24 protein-coding genes (1 of these 24 running past the window's edge) are annotated in these 22,906 nt (G+C 36.8%); 3 read left to right on the top strand and 21 right to left on the bottom strand.

What is annotated here, in order from left to right:
- Positions 1-228: the 5' portion of a SprT family protein gene (locus tag BCER98_RS01385; RefSeq protein WP_011983367.1), read on the bottom strand. It extends 237 nt beyond the left edge of the window; only the first 228 of its 465 coding nucleotides appear in the window; the start codon lies at positions 226-228; its stop codon lies off the left edge, out of view.
- 378 nt (positions 229-606) lie between these two features.
- On the opposite strand from BCER98_RS01385, the gene cmpA reads away from it, so the two are divergent.
- On the top strand, positions 607-741 hold the full coding sequence (gene cmpA / locus BCER98_RS21570) for a cortex morphogenetic protein CmpA (RefSeq protein ID WP_087097560.1): 135 nt from the start codon (positions 607-609) through the stop codon (positions 739-741).
- 73 nt (positions 742-814) lie between these two features.
- On the opposite strand, the gene BCER98_RS01380 is transcribed toward cmpA, so the two are convergent.
- The 6 genes from BCER98_RS01380 to acpS all read right to left on the bottom strand — a co-directional run bounded on the left by BCER98_RS01380 (position 815) and on the right by acpS (position 6,659).
- Positions 815-2,983, bottom strand: a complete 2,169-nt coding sequence (locus BCER98_RS01380; protein WP_011983366.1) for a Tex family protein — start codon at positions 2,981-2,983, stop codon at positions 815-817.
- A 64-nt stretch (positions 2,984-3,047) separates the two neighbouring features.
- Entirely contained in the window at positions 3,048-3,398 is a 351-nt protein-coding gene (gene ndoA / locus BCER98_RS01375; protein WP_000635963.1) for a type II toxin-antitoxin system endoribonuclease NdoA, read from the bottom strand.
- A 4-nt stretch (positions 3,399-3,402) separates the two neighbouring features.
- The gene (locus BCER98_RS01370) at positions 3,403-3,690 is read right to left on the bottom strand and encodes an antitoxin EndoAI (protein ID WP_000004571.1); all 288 of its coding nucleotides are present in this window, start codon (positions 3,688-3,690) and stop codon (positions 3,403-3,405) included.
- 213 nt (positions 3,691-3,903) lie between these two features.
- The gene (gene alr / locus BCER98_RS01365; protein WP_011983365.1) at positions 3,904-5,073 is read right to left on the bottom strand and encodes an alanine racemase; all 1,170 of its coding nucleotides are present in this window, start codon (positions 5,071-5,073) and stop codon (positions 3,904-3,906) included.
- Positions 5,074-5,193: 120 nt separating this feature from the next.
- Positions 5,194-6,144, bottom strand: a complete 951-nt coding sequence (locus BCER98_RS01360; protein ID WP_041810183.1) for a LolA family protein — start codon at positions 6,142-6,144, stop codon at positions 5,194-5,196.
- A 155-nt stretch (positions 6,145-6,299) separates the two neighbouring features.
- Complete coding sequence (gene acpS / locus BCER98_RS01355) at positions 6,300-6,659, bottom strand: holo-ACP synthase (RefSeq protein WP_011983363.1); 360 nt, start codon at positions 6,657-6,659, stop codon at positions 6,300-6,302.
- 90 nt (positions 6,660-6,749) lie between these two features.
- Here acpS and BCER98_RS01350 point away from each other — a divergent pair, with 90 nt between their 5' ends.
- Positions 6,750-7,310 carry a rhomboid family intramembrane serine protease gene (locus tag BCER98_RS01350; RefSeq protein WP_011983362.1) on the top strand — a complete coding sequence of 187 codons (561 nt, stop codon included), beginning with the start codon at positions 6,750-6,752 and terminating at the stop codon, positions 7,308-7,310.
- Between the two features lie 103 nt (positions 7,311-7,413).
- On the opposite strand, the gene BCER98_RS01345 is transcribed toward BCER98_RS01350, so the two are convergent.
- The 10 genes from BCER98_RS01345 to BCER98_RS01300 all read right to left on the bottom strand — a co-directional run bounded on the left by BCER98_RS01345 (position 7,414) and on the right by BCER98_RS01300 (position 17,634).
- Positions 7,414-8,913, bottom strand: a complete 1,500-nt coding sequence (locus BCER98_RS01345) for a DEAD/DEAH box helicase (protein WP_041809375.1) — start codon at positions 8,911-8,913, stop codon at positions 7,414-7,416.
- Between the two features lie 308 nt (positions 8,914-9,221).
- Positions 9,222-10,598 carry a UDP-N-acetylmuramoyl-tripeptide--D-alanyl-D-alanine ligase gene (locus BCER98_RS01340; RefSeq protein WP_011983360.1) on the bottom strand — a complete coding sequence of 459 codons (1,377 nt, stop codon included), beginning with the start codon at positions 10,596-10,598 and terminating at the stop codon, positions 9,222-9,224.
- Between the two features lie 62 nt (positions 10,599-10,660).
- Positions 10,661-11,749, bottom strand: a complete 1,089-nt coding sequence (locus BCER98_RS01335; RefSeq protein ID WP_011983359.1) for a D-alanine--D-alanine ligase — start codon at positions 11,747-11,749, stop codon at positions 10,661-10,663.
- A 321-nt stretch (positions 11,750-12,070) separates the two neighbouring features.
- Complete coding sequence (locus BCER98_RS01330) at positions 12,071-13,345, bottom strand: MDR family MFS transporter (protein ID WP_011983358.1); 1,275 nt, start codon at positions 13,343-13,345, stop codon at positions 12,071-12,073.
- 274 nt (positions 13,346-13,619) lie between these two features.
- Positions 13,620-14,792, bottom strand: coding sequence for a homogentisate 1,2-dioxygenase (locus tag BCER98_RS01325; protein ID WP_011983357.1), 1,173 nt, complete (start codon positions 14,790-14,792; stop codon positions 13,620-13,622).
- Complete coding sequence (locus tag BCER98_RS01320) at positions 14,758-15,714, bottom strand: fumarylacetoacetate hydrolase family protein (RefSeq protein ID WP_011983356.1); 957 nt, start codon at positions 15,712-15,714, stop codon at positions 14,758-14,760. The genes BCER98_RS01325 and BCER98_RS01320 overlap by 35 nt, the downstream gene beginning before the upstream one ends.
- A gap of 73 nt (positions 15,715-15,787) precedes the next feature.
- Entirely contained in the window at positions 15,788-16,906 is a 1,119-nt protein-coding gene (gene hppD, locus BCER98_RS01315) for a 4-hydroxyphenylpyruvate dioxygenase (protein ID WP_011983355.1), read from the bottom strand.
- 322 nt (positions 16,907-17,228) lie between these two features.
- Positions 17,229-17,342 carry a DUF3948 family protein gene (locus BCER98_RS01310; RefSeq protein ID WP_011983354.1) on the bottom strand — a complete coding sequence of 38 codons (114 nt, stop codon included), beginning with the start codon at positions 17,340-17,342 and terminating at the stop codon, positions 17,229-17,231.
- Between the two features lie 41 nt (positions 17,343-17,383).
- Positions 17,384-17,491 carry a DUF3948 family protein gene (locus tag BCER98_RS01305; RefSeq protein ID WP_109456132.1) on the bottom strand — a complete coding sequence of 36 codons (108 nt, stop codon included), beginning with the start codon at positions 17,489-17,491 and terminating at the stop codon, positions 17,384-17,386.
- A gap of 32 nt (positions 17,492-17,523) precedes the next feature.
- On the bottom strand, positions 17,524-17,634 hold the full coding sequence (locus BCER98_RS01300) for a DUF3948 family protein (protein WP_011983352.1): 111 nt from the start codon (positions 17,632-17,634) through the stop codon (positions 17,524-17,526).
- A 487-nt stretch (positions 17,635-18,121) separates the two neighbouring features.
- Here BCER98_RS01300 and BCER98_RS01295 point away from each other — a divergent pair, with 487 nt between their 5' ends.
- Positions 18,122-18,994, top strand: a complete 873-nt coding sequence (locus BCER98_RS01295) for a Cof-type HAD-IIB family hydrolase (RefSeq protein ID WP_011983351.1) — start codon at positions 18,122-18,124, stop codon at positions 18,992-18,994.
- 38 nt (positions 18,995-19,032) lie between these two features.
- On the opposite strand, the gene BCER98_RS01290 is transcribed toward BCER98_RS01295, so the two are convergent.
- The 4 genes from BCER98_RS01290 to BCER98_RS01275 are packed head-to-tail and all read right to left on the bottom strand — an operon-like array spanning position 19,033 to position 22,878.
- Complete coding sequence (locus BCER98_RS01290; RefSeq protein ID WP_011983350.1) at positions 19,033-19,998, bottom strand: ABC transporter ATP-binding protein; 966 nt, start codon at positions 19,996-19,998, stop codon at positions 19,033-19,035.
- Positions 19,995-20,975, bottom strand: coding sequence for an ABC transporter ATP-binding protein (locus BCER98_RS01285; protein ID WP_011983349.1), 981 nt, complete (start codon positions 20,973-20,975; stop codon positions 19,995-19,997). The genes BCER98_RS01290 and BCER98_RS01285 overlap by 4 nt, the downstream gene beginning before the upstream one ends.
- A 9-nt stretch (positions 20,976-20,984) precedes the next feature.
- A complete protein-coding gene (gene opp4C, locus BCER98_RS01280) occupies positions 20,985-21,908 on the bottom strand; it encodes an oligopeptide ABC transporter permease (protein WP_011983348.1) in 924 nt (307 codons plus the stop codon).
- A gap of 13 nt (positions 21,909-21,921) precedes the next feature.
- Positions 21,922-22,878: an ABC transporter permease gene (locus BCER98_RS01275; RefSeq protein ID WP_011983347.1), complete on the bottom strand. Its 957-nt coding sequence runs from the start codon at positions 22,876-22,878 to the stop codon at positions 21,922-21,924.
- Positions 22,879-22,906 lie beyond the last annotated feature (28 nt).

The raw sequence follows: 22,906 nt of genomic DNA, 5'->3' as shown, positions 1-22,906 counted from the left end.
AATATGCAAATGATAATGGCATAGTTCATGCTTAATGATTCCAATCAATTCTTCTCTCCCGTATAATTTGTAGTAATGATAATTCAGTTCTATATTATGACTTTTTAATACATATCGCCCGCCTGTTGTCCGTAATCGCATATTAAATGTCGCTCTATGTAAAAATGGCATTTCAAAATATCGTAATGATATTTCTTCTACAAGTCTTTGAATTTCTTTGTCATTCACCTGTATTCCTCCCAAATGAAAAATAAATTTACACTTTTCTTGCTTTTGATACATATATTAAATAGTACATATACCCATCCTCATACAAAAGGCAGAACTTCTATAAAGTGAAACTTTAATCAGTAGGTTTCTTCATCTCTACTGATTATAAACTTTCACCAACCGGGCTGTTTGTTACCGGCAGTAGGGCTTCCAACCTATCTTCCTTGCTTCTCTCTGCATCTTGAGGCGAGAGTCTTACTGTCCTAAAATGGCGGGATAAATGATAGAAGTCTCTTCCCTAAACTCTTATAGGGCGTTTCTAACACAACACATCTATATGCCTTTTCACACAAAGAAACTACTTATTTGAGTAGGATAAAACAAGGAGGGATACGCGTGCCCACATGGCTTCGAAAACAAATGCAGCGTGCATATTTTGAAAAAAACCGGTATCAAATTAAGCTTTTAAATGAATGCTGGTTTTATTATAGCAACACAAATCAAAATTCGACTGCACTTCCACGTTCCTAACGAATACTTATTTTTTTATCACGCAAACTACCATAAAGAAAAGAGAGCAATCTTTTCTGCTCTCTTTTCTTTCTTACTCGATAGGCAACATGGATAAAGCTACACGTCCCTTTTTCATATCCACATCATCTACCCATACCTTTACAATTTGTCCAACCGACACAATATCTAATGGATGCTTTACAAATTGCTTACTTAACTTAGAAATATGTACCAATCCATCTTGCTTCACACCAATATCTATAAAAGCACCGAAATCAACAACGTTTCGAACAGTCCCTTCTAATTCCATACCGCGCTTTAAATCTTCTAGTTTCAAAATACCTTTTTTAAGCAACGGTTTCGGTAATTCATCACGTAAGTCGCGTTCAGGGCTAATTAAAGCATCTATAATATCCATTAAAGTAGGTTCACCGATATTGGTTTCTGAAGATAATTTCGAAACGTCTACTCCTTCTAAACGTTTTTGTAGTTCTGGTGTTCCTACATCTTGAATTGTTAACCCTATTTTGTTTAATAGCAATTCAACATTCTTATACTGTTCAGGATGAATACTTGTTCGGTCTAATGGGTTTTCTCCTTCTAGTATCCGTAAGAAACCGATACATTGTTCATATGTTTTCGCACCTAGTCGCGGTATTTTCTTAAGTTCTGCACGATTTGTAAATTTTCCATTCTCTTCGCGTTTTACAACAATATTTTTCGCAACTGTTTTGGATAATCCTGATACATATTGCAATAGTGGCACCGAAGCTGTATTTACATTTACCCCAACTTGGTTAACAGCTGTTTCTACTACAAATGTTAATGATTCGTTCAATCTCTTTTGCGATACATCATGTTGATATTGCCCCACTCCAACTGATTTTGGATCTATCTTTACCAATTCAGCAAGCGGATCTTGTAAACGACGACCAATTGAAACCGCACTTCTCTCCTCAACTTGTAAATCCGGAAATTCTTCACGTGCTAAATCAGAAGCTGAATATACACTAGCTCCCGCCTCATTGACAATCATGTAAAATACATCTTGTTTAACATCTTGCAAGGCATCCACAATAAATTCTTCTGTTTCCCTTGAAGCTGTTCCATTTCCAATTGCAATCATTTGTACTTTATACTGATTTATAATAGAAAGAACTTTCTGTTTTGCATCATCGTACTTTTTCACAGGCGGATGCGGATAAATGACATCAATATGCAGTACCTTTCCTGTATCATCGACTACTGCTAATTTACAGCCTGTTCTATATGCAGGATCTACCGCCAATACGACTTTCCCTTTCATAGGCGGCTGCAATAATAAGTTACGCAAATTCTCAGCAAAAATATGAATCGCTTGCTCTTCTGCTACTTCTGTTAATTCCTTACGAATTTCCCTTTCAATCGACGGCTGAATTAAACGTTTATATCCATCTTCAAGCGCTAATTGTACATACATGGCACTTTTCGAAGATTCATCACAAATCACTTTCTTATGTAAAAAACGAAGCACTTCTTCTACAGGCGGCACAATAGAAACTTTTAATATCTCTTCTTTTTCACCACGATTCATAGCTAGCACACGATGTGGTACAATTTTTTGGATTGCTTCTTCATAACCGTAATACATCTCATATATGTTCTTTTCATCTTTTTCTTCATCTTTCACAGAAGAAGAAATCATTCCCTTTTTAAACGTAACATTTCGAATCCAAGTGCGATAGGAAGCGTCATCTGAAATCATTTCCGCAATAATATCCTGCGCTCCTTGCAATGCGTCCTCTGCCGAGTCCACTTTTTTCTCAGTATTTATAAAGGACTTTGCTTTAAATAGCGGTTCCTCTTTTGAAAATAGCAATAACCATTCTGCTAACGGCTCTAGCCCTTTTTCCTTTGCGATCGTTGCTTTTGTTCTTCTCTTTTCTTTATAAGGACGGTATAAATCCTCTACTTCCTGTAATTTTGTTGCAGCAATAATCTGTTGGTGCAACTCTTCTGTCAATTTACCCTTTTCCTCGATTAGACGAATCACTTCTTCTTTTCGCTCTTCGAGTTGCATGACATACTGCCATCTATCTAAGATTGCACGAATCTGCACTTCATCTAAAGAACCTGTCCATTCTTTTCGGTAACGAGCAATAAATGGAACTGTGTTACCCTCTTCTGTTAATTGAATCACATGACGAATTTGTTTTTCAGTAAAGCCTAATTCTTTTACTAACATTTTCATTAACACTTGACGATTATCTACCATTTCCATATATAATCGAAACCTCCTCTAATAAAAAAAGTTGCCCCTACAAAGAGCAACTTAAACTGCCGATTTAAAAATCTATTAGTCCTAAACTAATTTGTAAAGCCTCATCTACACGAATCATCATCACTTCATCTAAATGTGTGATTTTGTCCGTTAAGCGTTGCTTATCAATTGTTCGAATCTGCTCGAGCAAGATCACAGAATCCCTCTCAAATCCGTACTTCTTCGCATCAATCTCCACATGCGTGGGCAATTTTGCTTTCTGAATCTGTGCAGTAATCGCTGCTACAATCACAGTCGGACTAAAACGATTTCCGATGTCATTTTGAATGACAAGAACCGGACGAACGCCTCCTTGCTCAGAACCAACAACTGGGGAAAGGTCTGCAAAATACACGTCGCCGCGTTTTACAATCAAAATATTACCCCCCGCTTACTAAGCGTTCTACTGTATGAGCTGCTTCATACTCTGCTAAGAAAGCTTCAGATGCAATACCAAGATTAATTTTTCCCATTTCAATGTACCCACGTCGCATTGATTCATGTTGGTAGCGTTTTTTCGTCTTATGTTGACGCAATAACAGTTGTGTTGCCTGGCAAATTAGTTCATGGCGATTCTTATTCTCTTGTTTTCCAATCCCGTCCAATTCCGTCACCACTTGCTTTGGCAACCGAACCACGATTTCAGTAGTTACACTTGATTCGGACACAAAAATACACCTCCACCGTCAACTACACACTCAAATATATATGACACCTATTGTAATAATACCATTGTATGGAGCCTGTTGCAAAGACTTCCTTATTCCTTGCTTATGTTTTCCAATTCACAAACAAAACATTCATTCTCTTTTATTTTTCCTTTTCTAATTTCAACATCATATAATACCTTTATGCCTACGAGCTAATCTTAAATACTTCTTTTATATATCATTCAAATAGTTGATTACTTCTACTACTTTCCCATTTCGAATGAATATACGCGGTACACGAAAACTAGTCGTTGTTATAATCTCGTAATTAATCGTACTTGTGTACTCCGCAACTTCTGCTGCGTGAATATATTCACTCCCTTGTTTGCCAATAAGTGTGACTTTTGTACCAAGAGAAACTTTATAAGGAAGACGCAACATCAATTGGTCCATTGTAACTCTACCTACAATCGGAACTCGTTTTCCATTTACAAGCACTTTAAATCCTTGTAATCTTCTAAGCCAGCCATCCGCATAACCAATCGGTATGGTAGCAATCCACTCCTCCGTCCTCGTCTGATACGTAACACCATAGCTAACCCCATCTCCTTTCATAACTTGCTTAATATGTGCAACAGTTGAATGAAGAGAAAGGGCCGCTTCTAATTGTATTGGTAAAAAAGGGCTTATTTCTATAGATGGTGTTACCCCATACATTGCAATTCCGATCCGAACAGCATTAAATGTAATTCCATGGAATCTCAAAGTAGCTGCACTATTCGCTGCATGAACAAGCCTCGGACTGACTCCAAGTTTTTCCAACCAACTCAGTTGCTCTAAAAATGTATTGTATTGTTTATCAAAGTACGATGTCTCTACTTCGTCCGCTGTTGCAAAATGTGTATAAACTCCTTCAAACTCTAGAAATGGAGCATTTTCTAAACTTCTTAAAAATCCTTCTAATTCCCCGCGCTCACGAATCCCAATTCTCCCCATACCACTATCAAAGTTAAGATGAAATTTCATTGAAACTGGACTATTCCAAAGTTTTATCGCTTCTTCCACCCATTCTTTTTGAAACACAGTTAATGTAACATCATGTTCCGCAGCTACATTTACATCGCGTGGCGCTGAGGGACCTAATACTAAAATAGGTGCTGTAATACCTGCACGCCGAAGGATCAAAGCTTCATCTAAAAACGCAACTGCTAATCTTGTCGCTCCGGCCTCTAATGCTGTTTTGGCTACTGGTACATAGCCATGTCCATATGCATTCCCTTTTACTACAGCAAAAATCTCTACATCATCTCGGATTAATTCTTTAATGCGCGTAACATTGTTATAAATTGCATCCAAGTCTACTTCAACCCACGTATCACGGTAAAACGATAATTCTTCCATAAAAAAACACTTCCTTATATAAGATATACGAAGCTTATTCTTTTATATGCAACTTTTCACGAAATCCATTCCTTGAAGTAAGAAAAAACGTGGTGTATATATCACCACGTCTAAAAAAGGTCATTTCACCTGCTTTTCTGTAACAGAACGAGCAACCATTAACAACTCTTCTTGTTTTAAACCTTTAGACACAAGCATATATTCCACTCCGTTATGAGACCATGTTAAGGAGTCCTTTGTTAATGCGCCAATTGTAAAGCCTAGGTCAACTAACTCTCCACTTACACGAATTGGCGACGAAGCCTCCGCAGCTTTTGCCTTTTCTTGTATTAAAGTAAAAGATTTCTTCTCTCCAGTGTATGTGAGAATCGCACGCTTGCCACTGTCTGTCTTTAACTCTTTCTCTTCTTTTAAAACAACACCTTGCGGGGTATCGCGCGGATATAAAATAGCAAATGACTTATCTTCTTTCACAGTTGTTTGTACATCCATTTGTGCTCTTGACATATTTTGTTTCATATCAAAAGCACCTTTATCAAATTTTGCATCAAATTTCACCTTTGAGAAGTCGACTTTCACAAGAACATTTTGATCGTTATCCATTAGTTTTACTGAAACAGGTGCTAAATCACTCTTATTCAATTTTATTTCCTGCTGTGGTAACATGTTTTGATGATGATAATTCGTTTTTGTCTTAAATACATAGTATTTATCGGTCTTTTTAAACGAGAGATTCTTCTTATCCTTTAAGATGTCCCTTACAAGCGACTCATATAAATAAGCTTGACTGCTATTTTGTGGCCAATCGCTTTGGAAGCGAAAACTTTTATTAAGAGATGGTGTTAACACAAACACACCTTCATTATTTCTTAAAATAATTTGACTTTGATCTTTCTTCGCATTTTTCAAATTCACACGGTAATAAGCAGGCTCTTTGTGCCAAACTTCTACTTTGTACTCTTGCGGCTCATTTCCCGTCTTAATAGACAATGTTGCTTCAGCCTGGTAGCTCTTCATCCCTTTCACTTTCGCTTCTAAATCCCGCACAACATCTTCCTGTTTCTTCTCCATACAACCCGCTAGCACAAAAACGGTCAATAAACCGACAATCACTAAAAATAGCTGCCTTTTCATCATTTCAGCCCCTTTGCCCCATAAATAAATGGAAGATATTTCTTCCCTATCGCTACCTCAAATATATGAGACAAAGCTTCAAAATATGCAGACTAGCATGACGGGCTTTCTAAAACAACTTGAGCAACTGCGAATTCTCTACTATGACTAATGGATAGATGGACAATATATTCCGTATTTGTAAAAAGTACTGGTTTCCCTTTTTGATCATTTTTTATTTCAATATCTAAAAAACTCACTTCTTTTCCAATACCCGTTCCAACAGCTTTAGAATACGCCTCTTTTGCTGCAAATCTTCCAGCTACAAATTCTACAAGACGCTTCCCCTTTAACTTAGCAGCAACGTCGCGTTCTGTTTCAGTCAAAATCCTTTCTATAAAGTTCAGTTTTCCATTTATCATCTTTTCAATTCGATTTAACTCAATAATGTCTATCCCAATACCTAGAATCATTCTAACAATCCCCTTCTTCTATTTCTCTCTCTTCATTCATATTGTAAGAATAACAGAGAATCTTTCCGATGCAAAAGGTGGGATTATAAAATGCCAAGGATATTGCCATATATACGAATCAGCTCACAACCCGTCACCTTCTCTTTACTCTTCTTACAAGTGTTTATGATGCTATTGGGACATTTTTTCTTCTCTACTTTAGCCGCCTACAATGAATACATATCTAATGGAGAATGGTGGCGATTTATAACTTCCCTTTTTCTTCACGTCGACTTTCAGCATTTTCTTTCAAATATGATTTGTTTACTTATTCTCGGCCTTTCAATTGAAAAATACTTAGGTAGCATCGCTTTTTCTATTATTTTTTTTACCGCTGGTATTAGCGGTAATATTCTCTCTTACCTCATTATGTCCATTACATATATCCATACTGGGGCATCCGGTAGCATATTTGGTCTACTCGGCGCACAACTTTTCATTTTTTACAGCCACTATCGCGATGCAAACGGAAAGGAACTCATGTTATTTTTTTCAATTCTATTTATCCTTCTCCTCTTTACTTTCTTTCATTCTTCTTCTAATCCTATCAGCCATTTAACCGGTCTCTTAATCGGTGGTATTTTGGCACCTTTTTTACAAAACACGCGTTAATGTAGAACTTATAGAATGGAAGGGCTCTCACTATGCTGCATCTTCTCTTTTTAGTATCATATATGCACAAAAAAAGGATGATTCAAAAATCATCCTTTTTTTATTAAGCTTGTGGCTTACGGCTATGATGCTTTCTTTCACCACGTCCATTTGAAGAGCCAGAGCGACCTTCACCTTTACGACCACGGCTGCGATTACGATCGCGATTACGGCCATCACGGTCACGACTACGGTTGCGGTTACCATCACGATATCCGCCGCTTCGTTTCTTAGAACCACGTGAAATTACAGGCGGTTCTGATGTTAAAGAGATTGGCGTTGTATCCGGCTCTTTTGTCATCATTTTTAAAGCAGCTGCTACAACCGCTACAGAATCATTTTCTTCTAACATTTCTTCTGCAATACGCTTGTAGTATGATAAATTGTCATTTTCAATTGCACTTTGTAGTTTTTCCGCAATTAGACGTTGTTGCCCTTCTAATGCTTCATCCAGCGTTGGTGCTTTCATGCGATCCATTTTACGCTTTGTTGTACGCTCGATATTTTTCAATTGTCCCATTTCACGCGGTGTTACAAATAACATCGCAAGACCCGTTTTACCAGCACGTCCCGTACGGCCAATACGGTGAACGTATGATTCTGGATCTTGTGGAATGTCAAAGTTGTATACGTGCGTTACACCTGAAATATCAAGACCACGTGCTGCTACATCCGTTGCAACAAGAACTTCAATAGAACCTTCTTTGAATTTACGAAGTACGGACATGCGTTTCGCTTGTGTTAAATCACCATGAATCCCTTCCGCTGCATAACCGCGTAAGTTTAGTGCTTCTGATAATTCATCAACACGGCGCTTTGTACGACCGAATACGATTGCAAGTTCTGGAGATTGAATATCTAATAAACGTGTTAATACGTCAAATTTTTTCTTTTCTTGTACTTCTAAATAGAACTGCTGGATATTTGGCATTGTTACTTCTTTTGCTTTTACTTTAATGTGCTGAGGCTCAGTCATGAAACGCTCCGCAATGCGACGAATCGGCTCTGGCATTGTCGCTGAGAATAATAGCGTTTGATGCGTTTCTGGCACATCTGTTAAAATCGCTTCAATATCTTCAATAAAGCCCATGTTTAGCATTTCATCCGCTTCATCAAGAACAACCGTTTCTACATTTTGCAAACGAAGTGTTTTACGATTGATATGATCTAAAATACGTCCTGGCGTACCAACAATAATGTGTGGACGTTTTTTTAGTGCACGAATTTGACGGTTAATATCTTGGCCACCATAGATTGGTAAAATACGAACGCGCTTATGTTGACCAATTTTATAAAGTTCTTCACCTACTTGAATTGCTAATTCACGTGTTGGCGCGATCACAATTCCTTGAACCATTTCTTTATTTGTGTCCACTTTTTCTAATAGTGGTAATCCGAATGCAGCTGTTTTTCCTGTACCTGTTTGCGCTTGCCCAATAATGTCTTTACCTTGCAATGCATGTGGAATTGTTTCAGCTTGAATTGGTGTAGCCTCTTCAAAGCCCATTTTTTCAACAGATTGCAGTAAAGAATCGCTTAATCCTAATTCTCGAAATGTTGTCAATGTTACTTCTCCTTTTCTTATCCTAGTACTTATCATTTAAAAAAAGGCTTTTTCCGTGTTTGCGGAAAAGCCCTTTTCCTGAATGCTCACGTATATAAACGGGCGTATATTCGTCACGAAAATACTTCTAAACGTTATTACACTTTATCAATTATAAGTTTTGTATGTGTAAAAAGCAAACCCCAACTGTTACCTTATTTCATAATATAGGGCTTTTTTCTTCACTTTCTCTTTTCAACTTTCACTGTAAGCGCTTATTATAAGTTTCTGCTATTTTCGTGATGAACATTCCTATTTATATACCCCAATTATTTCAACATTGTAATGATTTCTTCCATTTTCATCCCGCGAGATGCTTTCACCAACACGACATCTTCCATATCTACAATATCTTTTAGATTTTTCACTAATTCTTCCTTATTGTCATACGCCTTCACACGTTCATTTGGGAAATTAATTTTTGCTCCTTCAGCAATTTGAGCTCCTAATCTACCATATGTGAATACATAAGAAATTCGTGCAGGATCAATGAGCTTACCTACCTCATAATGAAATTGTACTTCTTGATCTCCAAGTTCTAACATATCACCCAGAACAACAATCTTTTTAGCAAACCCATCTAAACCATTCATCAAATGAAAAGCAGCTTCCATTGCAGTTGGACTTGCATTGTACGCATCATTAATAATTGTTAATCCGCTATTTGTTTTTACAACTTCCATACGCATTCCTGTCATTTGGAGCGTCACTAGACCTTGTTTCATTTCTTCCCATGTCACCCCAAAGTATTTCGCAATTGCCATCGATGCAAGTGCATTATATACATTATGCTTCCCAAGAACAGGCAAATAGAACAATACATTTTCATCTCGGTTCATTGTAAAATGCGTCCCAGTTGCTTGTAATGTCACAGAAGTTGGATAATAATCATTCGCTCTAGCATCTCCAAATGTAATCGTCTCTACCGCTAAATCCATCTTCGGTACGCGATTTGTTAATAAAGGCTCATCCCCGTTATATACAAATACTCCACCTTCTTGTAATCCGGTAACAATCTCAAGCTTCGCTTCTGCAATTGCATCTCGAGAACCTAAATCCATCAAATGAGCTTCGCCAATGTTTGTAATAATCGCTGCATTCGGACGAGCTAACTTAGATAAAAATTCAATTTCTCCTCTACTAGACATTCCCATTTCTAAAACAGCAATTTCTGTATCCTCTTCCAAATTTAAAATCGTAAGAGGTAGGCCGATATGATTGTTAAAATTACCTTCTGTTTTTTGGACTTTAAATTTAGTTGCAAGAAGACTCGTCACAATATCTTTTGTAGATGTCTTACCATTACTTCCTGTTACCCCAACAACTTTTACATTCAATTGATCACGATAGTTTTTAGCTAACATTTGCAATGCTTCCAATGTATCTTCCACAAAGATAACTGGCATATTCGCAGGTGGGTTTTGTACATCTCTTTTCCAAAGTGTAGCTACAGCACCGCTCTCTATTGCTTTCTCTACAAATGAATGACCATCAAAACGTTCACCTTGAATTGGCACATATACATTCCCTTTTTCCATTTTCCGTGTATCAATTGAAACACCTTGCGCAGTCATATCAAAATATTTCTCTGCTAAGCCTGTTCCATTTACCATTTTCTCGATTTGCTTTAACGTTCTTTTTATCATATGAAACACTCCTTATATAGGGGAAGCACTATTCTTGTGAATAGTGCTTCCCCCTTTTTTTGTTAGATTGTATATTTAATTTTTTGTTTTTCCTTATGACGCTCAATTGCTAAACGAATTAATTCTTCAATTAACTCTGGATATGACAACCCCGTATGTTGCCATAATAACGGGAACATGCTAAATGGTGTAAATCCTGGCATTGTATTTACTTCATTAATATAAACTTCGCCATCTTTTGTTAAAAAGAAGTCAGCTCTTGTTAAACCCGCACCATCCAAAGCTTGGAATGCACGAATTGCATCTCGTTGAATTGTAGCTGTTTCTTCTTCTGTAATTTCAGCAGGGATAATTAATGCTGTATCACCATCAATATATTTCGATTTATAATCATAGAATTCTTTCTTAGGTACGATTTCACCTACAACAGAACATTTCGGATCATCATTTCCTAAAACGCCCACTTCCACTTCACGACCGATAATATTTTCTTCTACAATAATTTTACGGTCAAATTGGAAAGCTTCCTCAAATGCTTTCTCTAATTCTTCACGATCTTTACATTTATTAATACCAACGCTTGATCCAAGGTTTGCTGGTTTTACAAAACATGGATATCCTAGCGCTTCTTCTACTTTTTCATAAGCTTCTTCACGATTTTTCTCCCATACACTGCGAACGAAAGATGTATATTTTGCCTGGTTTAATCCAGCCTCTGCAAAAATATTTTTCATCACAACTTTATCCATACCAGCAGCTGATGCTAACACACCATTCCCAACATATGGTATATTCATTAATTCTAATAGTCCTTGTACCGTTCCATCTTCACCGTTTGGCCCGTGTAGCAATGGGAAAATAACATCAATTGCTTCCTCTTGCTTAGAAGCAGGTGCAGGGATAATTTCTGTACTTAGTGATACCGGAGAAATGGCATTCGCTTCTCCACTCATTTGTAAAGCTTGCACACTTGTTACTTCGCCTTCAATGCGTTCCCCACGCATCCATTGGCCTTGCTCTGTAATATAAATTGGATGAATCTCGAATTTTTCTTGATTTAATGCTTTAATAGCAGCTAGAGCTGTTTGTAATGAAACTTGATGCTCTGCTGATTTCCCACCATATAATAAACCTAATTTAATTTTCGTCAATGAAATCACCCTAACCAATTGTTTTCATTTTTCTATTTTAGCACTTTTTATAAAAATAGGTAGTTCTATTTGAAATAAAATGAAACTTCCACAAATAATAGAAAAGCACCGTGTATTGGTTTCTCTATTAGAAGTATATAATGTGAAACTTTAATCAGTGGGGGGCTTCATCCCCCACTGATTATGATCCTTCACCAATCGGGCTGTTACGGGCCTCCCTACTCCCACCTATCTTCCTTGCTTCTTTCTGAATCTTGAGGCGGGAGTCTTACTGCCCTAAAATATGAAAAATTCATTCCTTTTGTGTATGTCACCTATTCATTATAAAGATTGCTTTACTGCATTTTCCTTTTGCTTCTTTTCAACAAGATGATCTAATGATATGTATACAAGACCTGCTACTATGCAGCCTATCGCTAAAATTGTAAATAATAAGTGCCCTAATAAGCGGTCAAGTAACACACCTCCTAAAAGAGGCCCAAACGCATTCCCTGTAATCCATTGCAAACTTGCCGCACCCATATATGTCCCGCGTAAATGTTCCGGTGCTAAATTAGCAACAAATGTCATTTGTACAGGAGACATAATCATCTCTCCTAATGTGTATACAGCATATATAATTAGCAATATGATGAAGAGAACTGTCACATTGGTTCCAAAGTTGCCAAACCATTTTGGTACCCATCCTATAAAAAACAAACCAAATCCAAATAGCCACGCACCATATAACATCGTCTTCCCAACCGGCTTATCTGTTGCCCATTTAGAAATTTGAAATTGAAATAAAACAACTAGTAGGCCATTTAAAGCCATTAAATATGGGTACGGATTATTTTTCCCCAATATATCTTTCATTTCATTATCAAAATGAAGCGGGAGCATTCCCTCCGTTTGAGAAAATCCCATTGAAATAATAATTCCTGCCAACAAATAAACCATTAAAACTCTATCTTTTAAAACAACTCTCCAAACAGAACCTCTTTGCTTACTTTCACCTTTTGATTGGGCAATCTGAGCTTTCGGCATTGTTTCACGAATCAATAGGAAGACAAGTAATGCATAAAACAACATAGTAGATGCTGCAATCATAAACACAAGGTCTTTTGATAGTATAACGACCAATGAACCCAGAATCGGTCCAATTGCTGCCCCAATATTATGTCCCATCCGCAATAGACCATATGCCTCTGTTCTTTTTTCAGGTGCAGTAACATCAGCTACCATTGCAGACGCCGCTGGATGAAATAACGAGTTACTAAATCCCAAAAGAATAGATAATATAGCATAAGGAATAAATCCTTCTATAAATAAAAAGCCGAGCATCAAGAGCGCATTACTAGCCATCGAAAAAATCATAATGGGCTTTCTTCCATATATATCAGCAATTCTTCCCCCTATAAGAGAACCGATACTCGCTGCGATAGGAGAAAGCGCCATAATAATTCCTACCTGAAATAAGGAATCTACACGATCTTTTAAATACAATGCAAAAAACGGCATCAACATCATCATCGCAATTCCATTTAACGTTTCTCCTATAAATCGAATCCATACATTACGATCCATCCCTCTCAATTCACGCCATGTTTCCTTCATGTTTTTCCCCCTTTATTTAGCCATTTATTATGTTATAACAATTACAGAAAAATGTAAATTTTCAAAACACATATCCTGTTATTGTGAAAAACACACGACGCTCATCATTTATTACATCGTATGCAGCGCGTACATATTGCAGCATTACACCTCAATCAATCAAAAATAAACAAACATTATATCCCTATATCTTTTTTTGGTTATTTTTGCTATTCTATACATTGTCGATTCCAAAAAGAAAGAGCATGTTCATTTTTTGAACATGCTCTTTCTTCTATTTAACTGTATACGAATTTTCTTCAATCCAACTATACATATACTTTTCATCTTCTATTTCATGCGCTTGTTTTACAATGCGCAGCGGACGGAATGTATCAATCATAACCGCTAATTCAATTGTTTCCTTTTTCCCTAAACTCGCTTCTGTTTTACCTGGATGCGGTCCATGAGGAATTCCACTTGGATGGAGTGTAATAGACCCCTCTTCTACCCCCTTCCTACTCATAAAGTTTCCTTCCACATAATACAGAACCTCATCACTATTCACGTTACTATGATAATACGGTGCTGGAATAGCCTTAGGATGGTAATCATATAAACGAGGTACAAAAGAACAAATAACAAAATTATGCCCTTCAAACGTTTGATGAACTGGTGGTGGTTGATGAATACGGCCTGTAATCGGTTCAAAATCTTCAATATTAAAGACCCATGGATATAAATATCCGTCCCACCCAACGACATCTAACGGATGATGACCTAAAACATGCTTATGCATAAATCCACGTGATTTTGTCATAACGACAAATTCACCCTTTTCATCATATGTCTCCAGTTTCTCTGGACCGCGAATATCCCTCTCGCAGAAAGGGCTATGTTCTAATAACTGACCATACTCATTTCGATAACGACGCGGTGTTGTAATTTGACTATTCGCCTCTACAACAAGAAACTTAGATTCACCTTCGTCTGGAATCATTCGATATATTGTCCCGATTGGAATCGTTATATAATCTCCTTTGCGATAATGAATCGTTCCAAACATCGTTTCGATTTTTCCAGTTCCATGATGGATAAATAACATTTCATCTCCATCACCATTGCGGTAAAAATAGTCCATTTTTTCCGTCGGATGTACAACACCAATTAATAAATCTTCATTTCCTAATATAAAATTTCTACCACTTATTACATCGCCTTTCTTTTGATTCTCCTTCGTACGAAAATGACGATGCGAAAGCGCCCCCTCTTCTTCATACTGTAATTGACAAGAATACGCTAATGTAGCGCGCTCTACTTCTGTCGGCATATAGTGATGATATAAAATGGATTGTGTACCCGAAAAACCTTTTGTTCCCATTACTTGTTCACGGTAAAGTGATCCATCTTTTTTACGAAATTGTACATGTCTTTTATGGGGAAGTTCTCCCATGTGACGATAATACATGGTCATCACCTGCTTTCATCTCTTTTTTAATTGTATTACGCAGTGTACCTAATCCTGTAATTTCAAGTTCTACTACATCGCCATCTTGTAGCCACTGCTCCGTCCCTAATTCTAAAATGCATCCAGTCCCTACTGTTCCAGAACCTATTACATCTCCAGGGTATAACGTAACATTTTCAGAGGCACGCTCAATCATTTCTGCAAACGTATAATAAATATCTTGAAAATTCCCTTTGGATAAGAGATTTCCATTTACACGGGCGGTCATTTCCAAGTTATAACGATCCTGTAATCGATATATGTCCAGCTCATCTTTTGTAACAAGATAAGCACCTAATGAAGTGGCAAAATCTTTTCCTTTTGCTGGCCCAAGCCCTACTTTCATCTCTTTTGCCTGTAAATCCCTTGCACTCCAATCATTCATAATACAATAACCAAAAATATATTCTTCCGCTTGTTCACGCGGAATATCTCTACCTTCTTTCCCTATAACACAAGCAATTTCTAATTCATAATCAAGCTTTTCGGTATTCTTTGGTCCAATGACAACATGATCTGGACCGATTACAGCACGGTGATTCGTAAAATAAAAAACCGCAATATCATACCATTCAGGAACGACATCTAAACCACGACGCCCACGGGCTGTTTTGACATGTTGTTCAAAAGCATAGAAATCGCGTATACTGCTCGGATTTGGAAGTGCAGCACAAAGTTCCACATGTTCTAAAGGGTATATACCACTTGTCGGCTTTTGAATACGACGTGCAATCTCTAAGTGCTCATTCGCTTTCTCTAAAAAAGCCAGCATTGTAGAAGGAAGTACGCCACCACTTGCTATATTCATATCAATCACTTGATCGCCTTCTAGCCACCCTGCTCGCATCTCTTGTGAAGGAAGACGAAACGTAACAAATTTCATCAATACTCCTCCCTGCTTATCATCAAATAACGTATCCACCAGCAGTCCGATTTCTTACTGGTGGATATACATTTTATAGGTTTCCGCGACGTTCTTGCTCTCTTTCAATTGATTCAAATAACGCCTTAAAGTTCCCTTCTCCGAATCCACGAGATCCTTTACGCTGAATAATTTCAATAAATAAGGTTGGACGATCTACAATCGGTTTTGTAAAAATTTGTAGTAAGTATCCTTCATCATCACGGTCTACTAAAATCTTAAGCTCTTTTAATTTTTCAACTTCCTCATCGATTTCTCCGACACGTGCCGTTAATTCTTCATAATACGTATCTGGTGTGTCTAAAAATTCAACTCCATTGGCACGAAGCGCTTCAACTGTTTTGACAATATCATTTGTTAACAATGCAAGGTGTTGTACACCCTCACCATTGTAAAACTCTAAGTATTCTTGTATTTGCGACTTTCGTTTCCCTTCTGCAGGCTCATTAATCGGGAATTTAATACGACTTCCATTTGTCATAACTTTTGACATCAACGCAGAATATTCCGTACTAATATCTTCATCATCAAAATGAATCATTTGTTTAAAGCCCATAACATTTTCGTAATAGCTAACCCATTCTTCCATTTTCTCAACGTTACCGACAACATGGTCTACAGCAATTAAACCTGCTTCTTCTGATGGGACTTCGAACTCAGCTTTTTCATAGCCAGGCATAAATGTTCCTTTATAGTTTTTACGCTCTACAAGCGTATGAATTGTATCCCCATACGTACCAATTACTGCTTTTTTTATTGCTCCATTCTCATCTGTTAACTCTTCCGGAGGGGAAATTGCAACAGCACCTCGTTTCACAGCTTCTGAGTATGCTTTCTCGACATCGTCAACAAGTAGCGCAACGTCTTTTACCCCATCTCCATGAAGTTTTACAAATTCTGCGATACGATTATCACTATTTAATGCTCCAGACACAACAAAGCGCATATTTTTTTGTACAAGAACATAAGATACCTTTTCGCGGTTTCCTGTCTCTAATCCAGAATAAGCTACGATTTTGAAGCCAAATGCTCTTGCAAGATAATAACTTGCCTGCTTTGCATTTCCTACATAAAATTCTACATGGTCTACATCACGTACTGGGAAAAAATCCTCCATTTGTGCAGTCAACGCATCCATAGATTGTTGTTTCATAACTTTCTCATCCCCCTGTAAATGAATTGAATATTACATACTTACAACCATTCGAAAACTCTTTCAGATACTAATAGCAAATTAGTTAGCAAGCTAACAAATTTGCGACTTTTTAATTTTTCTATTTTTTCTGTCAAATTCCTCTTTTTTTCTCCCACATAAAATTCGACTTTTTTCTATCTAAAAGTTAGCTCATTTCCAACAAAACACTCAAAAATAAAAAAAGCTCTAACATATTATCAATAATTAATATGTTAGAGCTTTTATCTTGTTAAAATAATTGTTCGAATCAAATATGAAAAATTCTTTCTATTTCTATTCATCATACAAATACATTTGCAAGGAATACGATTAACATTGTTAACACGGCTGCCCCACTTGCTGTGCCTAAAAAATCCATCTTTGTTACTTGTAATACTTGTTCCATATTCCTCATGCTCCCTTCCTTTTATTTATATATAAAGTATAAAAATTTTATTATACTAAAACACTTGAAAGAAATACGATAAGTGCTGTTAATACTGCTGATCCTAAGAAATCCATCTTTGTTACTTGTAATGCTTCTTTGTTTTCCATATTGTTCATGCTCCCTTCGTTTTGCATATGTATTTCAATTCTTACACTAAAACGTTAGCTAAAAATACGATGAATGCTGTTAATGCCGCTGCCCCGCTTGCTGATCCTAAAAAATCCATTTTCGTTACTTGTAACACTTGCTCTTTGTTCATATTTTCCCTCTCCTTTTATATGCATCTCTATATCATTTTGAAGAAATGATTGATTCATAGTTTTTATCTTTTCGTTACAATAATTCACTCCGTGTAACGTTTGTAACATTAATGTAACATAACTCCCTTTCATCCGCAACATCATTTGCAAAATTTATGACGTTTTTTTTACAAGATAATAAAAATATCTACTAATATCCTTTTATATAAAGGATTCTATCGTTTTATTGTTTGTAATGTAAATGTAACATTTGTATTACACTCATAAAAATAAGCGTACTAAAGTGAAACTTTAATCAATAGGATTTTCTTCATCTCTACTGATTATGAGCCCTCACCAATTGGTCTGTTACGGGATAAACGAATGATAGCGATTTTTTCCTATCTCTCCTTAAAATAGATTACTTCCTGACTTCTACTTTTTATCTCAAAGTTGATATATTTCCTTAACATAACTATGTATAATAAAAGCAAAGAGGTGGTCATTTTGAAATTAATCGCATTAGATATGGATGGTACACTCTTATCATCTAATCTTGAAATCTCCAAAGAAAACTTACAAGCAATTCATGCTGCACAAGAAGCTGGGCATATTGTAATGATTTGCTCTGGTCGTGCAAAAGAAGATGCTTTAAAAGTATTGGAAGAATATAAGTTATCACTTCCAGTTGGAGCAAGCAATGGGGCAATTGTATATGTGGATGGAAATGTAATTAATTCTCGCTGTTTACAAAATGATAAAGTATACAAGCTTGCAAAATTACTAGAATCTGAAGGTTTTCCATATAAATTATATACAAACCAAGGAGTCTATGCTCCTTATAATTGGAATGAACAAGTTATGCGTACATTTGAAGAAAATAAGCATGAACTTGACATTACAATAGAAGAATTGGAAAGAATTACAGAAAAACAAAAAAAATCGAATCTAATTACTGATTTTCAAAAAATCGAAGATGTTATAAGTAATGCAGACTTAGAAATATCTAAATTCTTTATTTTAACTTTCCATGCCGGACACCGCTCGGCACTACTACAAACTTTACAAAAAGATAAAGAGATTATGGTTACAGCGTCAGCACCAACAAACTTGGAAATTATGGATAAAGACGGTCATAAAGGAAATGGACTACGAGAAATGGCGGCACATTTCAACATTCCGCTTAGAGATACCGTGGCAATCGGTGATAACTTTAACGATGTGCCAATGCTTGAAATAGCAGGTCTATCTGTCGCAATGAGAAATGCCGAAGAAGATGTAAAGAAACTATGTGATGTAGTGACATTAACAAATGATGAACATGGCGTTGCGTACGCAATTAAACAATATGTATTAAAACAACCTTCATCCAGCAAGTGATAAAAAGGCTCTTTCACCATTTGAAAGAGCCTTTTTATTTACATATGATGACAAGCAACGTGATGTCCTTCCTCAACTTCTCGAAATTCTGGTACAGCTTGCTTACAAATATTTGTTGCAATTGGGCAGCGCGTATGGAAACGACAGCCTGATGGTGGATTAGCTGGGTTTGGAACATCACCTTGCAAAATGATTCGTTCACGCTTCACAGTTGGATCGGGAATTGGCACCGCAGATAATAACGCTTTTGTATACGGATGAAGTGGATTCGTATACAATTGATCACGAGAAGCTGTTTCGACAATTGTCCCTAAATACATAATCCCTATTTTCGTACATAAATGCTCAACAACGCTTAAATCATGCGAAATGAATAAGTAGGAAAGACCTTTTTTCTCACGCAACTCACTAAACAAATTAATAATTTGTGCTTGAATCGATACATCTAACGCTGCAACAGGTTCATCGGCAACAATAAATTCTGGATCTAATGCCATCGCCCTTGCAATCACAATACGCTGGCGTTGTCCTCCAGAAAATTCATGCGGATAACGATCTATATGATATGGGGCTAATCCACACAATTCTAATACTTCCAACACTTTTTCCCGAACATTTTTCTTTGTTGCTAAACCATGAACTAACATTGGTTCACTAAGCGCTTCACCAATTCGCATCCTTGGATTTAATGAACTAAATGGATCTTGGAATACAAGTTGCATATTGGGGCGATATTTTCGCAGCTTTTCTTTCGATAACAAGTGAATATCTTCCCCTTTAAATTTCACTTCACCTTCTGTTTTTGGAACGAGACGAAGAATGGTTTTCCCAATCGTCGTTTTACCACTTCCAGATTCACCAACTAGACCGAATACTTCACCTTTATTGATTGCAAAGCTAACTCCATCTACTGCCTTTACATGTCCAATTGTCCTTCTAAATACACCGCCTTTCACCGGAAAATACGTTTTTAAATTCTTTACTTCTAATAATGGTTCACTCATCTCTCAGCACGCTCCTCATATAACCAGCATGCTACTTTATGGTTATTTTCATGTTCCTTAAGGTCTGGCGCTGCATTTCTACATATATCCATACAATGCTCACAGCGACCACTAAAGTAGCAAAACTCCCCTAATCCAACTAAGTTTGGAACTTGCCCAGGAATTGAATACAGTTTATCTGTTCGTTTTCCCATTACTGGCTTTGACTTTAATAAACCTTTTGTATATGGATGCTTCGGATTTTGGAATAGCTCTAATACTTTCGCTTCTTCAATGACTTTTCCACCATACATCACAACAACATAATCCGCCATTTCTGCTACAACACCTAAGTCATGTGTAATGAATAAAATAGATGTTTTGAATTCTTCTTTGACTTGTCTTAGTAAATCTAAGATTTGCGCTTGAATTGTAACATCAAGAGCTGTTGTTGGCTCATCAGCAATTAACAATTTAGGATTACAACTAAGAGCAACCGCAATCATAATTCGCTGTAACATTCCGCCGCTTAATTCATGTGGATAGGAATGAACAATCTCATCTGCACGTGCAATCCCAACCTTCCGAATGAGTTCAATTGCTTTTTTATATGCTTCATTTTTACTAAGAAGTTCATGTTCTCGTAATGTCTCAACAATTTGTTCCCCAACAGTAAATACGGGGTTAAGAGATGTCATTGGCTCTTGAAAAATCATCGTTATGTCATTTCCTCTTAAACTACGAAGCTCCTTCTCTTTCATTCCTAACAGGCTTTTTCCTTCGTAAAGAATGTCACCACCAACAATACGACCGGATTCATCAATAAGTCCCATAATAGATAAAGCTGTTACACTTTTCCCGCATCCTGATTCACCAACCACACAAACAATTTCTCCCTCTCGAACAGAAAAGCTCACATGATTAACAGCTTTCACAATCCCCTCTTCTGTTTGAAAGTGTGTTTGTAAATCTTTTAATTCTACTATTGCTCTGCTCATTCTTTTCACCTACCGCTTCATCTTTGGATCTAATGCATCACGAAGTGCATCACCAAGTAAGTTAATTGATATAACGGTTATAAAAATAGCAAACCCTGGTGGAATCCATAACCACGGACGCTTTTGAAAATCAATTAGTGAGTTTGCTGCATGAATCATATTCCCCCATGAAGGTGTAGGTGGAACAACTCCAAGACCTAGATAACTGAGTGCTGACTCCCCTAAAATAGACCCTGCAACCCCTAAGGTAGATACAACTATCAATAACGGTAATACGTTCGGAATTAAGTGATACACAATCTTACGATAGTCTTTCAACCCTAACACATCAGCTGCTTGCATAAAGGATTGTTCCCGAAGCGACAAAATTTGTCCTCTAACAAGACGAGCGAGTCCTGGCCAACCCACCAAACTTAAAATAATCATAATGACATAAAGACGGTAGTTTGATGGGATTTTCCACTCTGATAAAATCGCTCCCATTATAATGAGTAAAGGTAATCCTGGCATTGACATTAAAATATCGGCAAGGCGCATAATAACGTTGTCAACAATACCTCGATAAAAACCAGAAATGGCACCTAATAAAGCACCTAAAATTACCGATAGAACCATTGATGCCAAGCCAATTGTTAGTGATATACGCCCCGCTTGCATAAGCCTTGTTAATACATCTCTTCCAAGTTGATCTGTACCAAGCCAATGTAACAAGCTAGGTGGTTTATTTATTAAAGTAACTTGTATTTTTCCAGATGCATATGGTGAAAAGAATGGTCCAATAAAACAAAATAAAAACATAAAAATTAATGCATAAAACCCGACTAACGCCATTTTATTTTTCTTAATTTTCCTATGGGCCTGTCGCCATGGCGACGATTCATTTCTTCTTTTCTTTTTCTTCTTTATCTCTGTAGTTGTTGTAACAACTTCCATCTCTCTCCCCCCTTTACTGCAACCGAATGCGTGGATCCACAACAGCATATACAATATCCGCTAAGAAATTTGAAACAATCGTTAAAACAGAAAGAAACATTGTAAAGCCCATTAATACTGTATAATCTCGAAAATTTAATGCCTCTAATTGAATGCTTCCAATTCCAGGCCAGTTAAAAATTTGTTCAATAATAATTGCACCAGAGAATAATCCTGGTAGTTCAAATGCAAGCAATGTAATAGCTGGTAAAATGGCATTTTTTAGTGCATGTTTATAAATAACAGCCTTCTCCTTGAGCCCTTTTGCTCGTGCTGTGCGAATATAATCTTGTCTTACAACCTCAAGCATACTTGTTCTAAAATAACGAGTTAACGACCCTACACCAAGAAGTGTCAAAATAAATACTGGTAGGATCATATGTCCAGCAACTTCTAAAACATAAGCAAAACCGGTTGAATTACTACCAACATCAATCATTCCACCTATCGGTAACAAATGAAAATCTACAGCAAAGACTTTAATCAGAAATAAGCCAATAAAGAATGACGGAAATGACATTGCAGCAAAAACTCCGACTGTCACAAGCTTATCGAATAAGGAGTGCTGTTTTGTGGCTGAAAATACTCCGACAATAAGCGCGATTAACCAAATTAAAAATAAAGCTACAATCGCTACCATAAACGAATTCCAAATAAATTTATTTAATAGCGATGTTACAGATTCTTGATATTGCAAAGAAAAACCAAAGTTCCCTTGTAATGCATTACCCAACCAATGAAAGTAACGTTCCATAATTGGTTTGTTTAACCCATATAGTTCCCTCAGCTCCGCAGCTCTTTCTGGCGTAATCTTCGGATTCGAATCAATATAATCCCCTGGTAAAAGTGCGAATAAGAAGAAGATAATAATAGATGTACCAAACAGTGTAGGGATCATTTGTAACAACCTACGAATGATATATGTTTTCACCCTTCGTCTCCCCAATCTTATGTACTTA

The sequence above is a fragment of the Bacillus cytotoxicus NVH 391-98 genome (genome assembly GCF_000017425.1).
GTDB classification, from domain to species: domain Bacteria; phylum Bacillota; class Bacilli; order Bacillales; family Bacillaceae_G; genus Bacillus_A; species Bacillus_A cytotoxicus.
Note: the sequence above shows the minus strand (reverse complement) of the source record. Positions and strands in the feature narration are given on the sequence as shown.